4 protein-coding genes and 2 pseudogenes are annotated in these 2,377 nt (G+C 64.7%); 1 reads left to right on the top strand and 5 read right to left on the bottom strand.

Annotation, left to right across the window (positions count from 1 at the left end; genetic code table 11):
- Positions 1-106 (bottom strand): annotated as a pseudogene (locus tag ACIGKQ_RS25265) (transcriptional regulator); the annotation flags it as partial.
- A 97-nt stretch (positions 107-203) separates the two neighbouring features.
- On the opposite strand from ACIGKQ_RS25265, the gene ACIGKQ_RS25270 reads away from it, so the two are divergent.
- A complete protein-coding gene (locus ACIGKQ_RS25270; protein ID WP_005179519.1) occupies positions 204-689 on the top strand; it encodes an ArsI/CadI family heavy metal resistance metalloenzyme in 486 nt (161 codons plus the stop codon).
- A 22-nt stretch (positions 690-711) separates the two neighbouring features.
- Here ACIGKQ_RS25270 and ACIGKQ_RS25275 read toward each other — a convergent pair whose 3' ends face one another.
- The 4 genes and pseudogenes from ACIGKQ_RS25275 to ACIGKQ_RS25290 all read right to left on the bottom strand — a co-directional run.
- Positions 712-1,122: a low molecular weight phosphatase family protein gene (locus ACIGKQ_RS25275; protein WP_005179518.1), complete on the bottom strand. Its 411-nt coding sequence runs from the start codon at positions 1,120-1,122 to the stop codon at positions 712-714.
- Complete coding sequence (locus ACIGKQ_RS25280; RefSeq protein ID WP_012834432.1) at positions 1,119-1,544, bottom strand: arsenate reductase ArsC; 426 nt, start codon at positions 1,542-1,544, stop codon at positions 1,119-1,121. The genes ACIGKQ_RS25275 and ACIGKQ_RS25280 overlap by 4 nt, the downstream gene beginning before the upstream one ends.
- A gap of 41 nt (positions 1,545-1,585) precedes the next feature.
- A complete protein-coding gene (locus ACIGKQ_RS25285; protein ID WP_005179509.1) occupies positions 1,586-2,269 on the bottom strand; it encodes an arsenate reductase ArsC in 684 nt (227 codons plus the stop codon).
- A pseudogene (locus ACIGKQ_RS25290) lies at positions 2,262-2,377 on the bottom strand (arsenical-resistance protein); the annotation flags it as partial. The gene ACIGKQ_RS25285 and the pseudogene ACIGKQ_RS25290, both read right to left, overlap by 8 nt.

The raw sequence follows: 2,377 nt of genomic DNA on the forward strand, positions 1-2,377 counted from the left end.
GCCGCAGAGCGATTTCTAGGGCGGTGTCGTCATCGAGAGGGGCCGCCGACACGGGCGCACAGCAGATCGGGGCACTGATGTCGACCATCGGCAGGGCCTTCGGCATGACCCGACCATACCCTGGTACTTGACATATGTCGAAAAGGTGGCACCCTGCAGGTGTCAGTAGTTCGATATATGTCTCACAGGTGAAGGTGATGGTCATGTCCCGTATGCAGCTCGCGCTCAATGTCGATGATCTCGATACCGCGATCGAGTTCTACTCCAAGCTGTTCAACACCACCCCGGCCAAGCGCAAGCCGGGATACGCCAACTTCGCGATCGTCGAGCCGCCACTGAAGCTGGTGCTGCTGGAGAATCCCGGCCAGGGCGGCACGATCAACCATCTCGGCGTCGAGGTCGAGTCGAGCGAGAAGGTGCACGCCGAGATCGCCCGGTTGTCCGGGGAGGGTCTGTTCACCCAGGAGGAGATCAACTCCACCTGTTGTTTCGCGACGCAGGACAAGGTGTGGGTGACCGGGCCGGCGAAGGAGAAGTGGGAGGTCTACACCGTGCTGGCTGACTCCGAGACGTTCGGGACCAGCCCGAAACTGTTGGAACAGAACGCCACCGAGGACGCCGAGCAGGGTTCGGTGTGCTGCGGCGGCAACGCCGCAGACCAGGCCGAGGCGCGCACAGCCTGCTGCTGACAGCCTCGGTTCGCGTTCTCGCCTACCGCGCGATGCGGTCGGCGAGGGCGCGGATCCGGTTGGTGATGTCGTCGCGGATCAGCCGCATTCGTTCGATACCGTCGATGCCCCGTCCCGAGGGTTCGTCGGTGTCCCACACTTCGAGGGCGACGCCGTCGGGTGGGGTGACCTCGGCGGTGCCGACCACCACGACCAGGTCCACGGCTTGCATCAGTTCATCGGTGAGTTGCCGCGGCTGATGTCCGACGACGTCGGCGCCGACTTCGGCGAGTACCTGGGCGGACAGTTCGTTGACCTGGCCGCCGATTTTCGCGTTGGTGCCGGCTGAGGATGGGGTGATCCGGTCGGTGACTGTCGGTGTGAGGTGTTCGGCCATCACCGATTTGCCGCGGTTGGACACGCACACGAACAACACCTGCGGTGGTGTGCTCATTGGCCGACCTGTTGGTCGGCGGGTACCAGTTCGTCGAGGAGGTTCGCGACGAGTCCGCGGATCTGATCGCGGATGGGGCGGACCGCGTCGATGCCTTGGCCGGCTGGGTCGTCGAGAGCCCAGTCCCGGTAGCTGACGCCGGGGAACACCGGGCACGCATCGCCACAGCCCATGGTGATCACGACGTCGGAGGATTCGACGGTGTCGGGGGTGAGGATCTTCGGTGACTGTGCGGAGATGTCGATACCGACTTCAGCCATCGCCTCGACCGCGGCCGGGTTGATGGAGTCGGCGGGAGCAGATCCGGCGGAGCGGACCTCGACGCTGCCCTGGCTCAAGGCGGTGAGGAAACCGGCGGCCATCTGCGAGCGGCCAGCGTTGTGGACACACACAAATAGCACCCTAGGTCGAGATGTAGACATGAGACACAAGCCCTTTCAGCTGTGAAGGAACATCAGATACGTCACACACGTTCGGTGGTGAGTTCGGTGAGAAGACCACGAACTCGGGCGTCAAGATCGTCGCGGATCGCGCGAACCTCGTCGAGGGGACGGCCCTGGGGGTCCGCGACCGTCCAGTCCAGATAGCGTTTGCCGGGATAGATCGGACACGCGTCGCCGCAACCCATGGCTACGACCACGTCGGCGGCGGCGACTACATCGTCGGTGAGCGGTTTGGGGTACTGCGTGCCCATGTCGACGCCGATCTCGGTCATTGCTTCGACGACGGTCGGGTTGATCGAGTGCGCGGGGGCTGACCCGGCGGAGCGCACGTGTACCCGCCCGGCGGCGTGGTGGGTCAACAATCCGGCGGCCATCTGTGAGCGGCCGGCGTTCTGGACGCAGACGAACAGAACTTCGGGCACATCCTTGGGCACCGATCCATCGGACTGGGCCAGGGCGCGTAACCGATCAGCCGCGAACCTGCCCGCCAAGGTCGTCAGGTGCGCATGCACCCGGGAGGTGCGCCGTAAGGCGGTGTAGGACTCGAACACACAGCGTTCCACCGTCTGGCGAGACACCACCCCCTCATACTTGGCGGCCAGGTCAGCGGCGGTACGGGCGAGCACGGCATGGGGCATCAACAGTTCGGGCTGCGCGCGGTGTTCACTGCGACTTAGCTGCTCGTCCAACAGATCCTCAGGCATCGCGAGCCGGCTCCTTCGACACATCCGGGCTGGAGGCAGTGGTTGGGGTGGTGAAGCGTTTCCGCAGTGCCAGGGACACGTACACGAGGGCGACGAGGACGGGGACCT

Origin of the sequence: Gordonia sp. NPDC062954, assembly GCF_044543825.1 — a bacterium.
Classification (GTDB): domain Bacteria; phylum Actinomycetota; class Actinomycetes; order Mycobacteriales; family Mycobacteriaceae; genus Gordonia; species Gordonia tangerina.

Bases quoted from the DNA above. Each gene is read 5' to 3' on its own strand.
- ACIGKQ_RS25270 (WP_005179519.1), top strand. From the start codon at position 204: ATGTCCCGTATGCAGCTCGCGCTCAATGTCGATGATCTCGATACCGCG.
- ACIGKQ_RS25285 (WP_005179509.1), bottom strand. From the start codon at position 2,269: ATGCCTGAGGATCTGTTGGACGAGCAGCTAAGTCGCAGTGAACACCGC.
- ACIGKQ_RS25275 (WP_005179518.1), bottom strand. From the start codon at position 1,122: ATGAGCACACCACCGCAGGTGTTGTTCGTGTGCGTGTCCAACCGCGGC.
- ACIGKQ_RS25280 (WP_012834432.1), bottom strand. From the start codon at position 1,544: ATGTCTACATCTCGACCTAGGGTGCTATTTGTGTGTGTCCACAACGCT.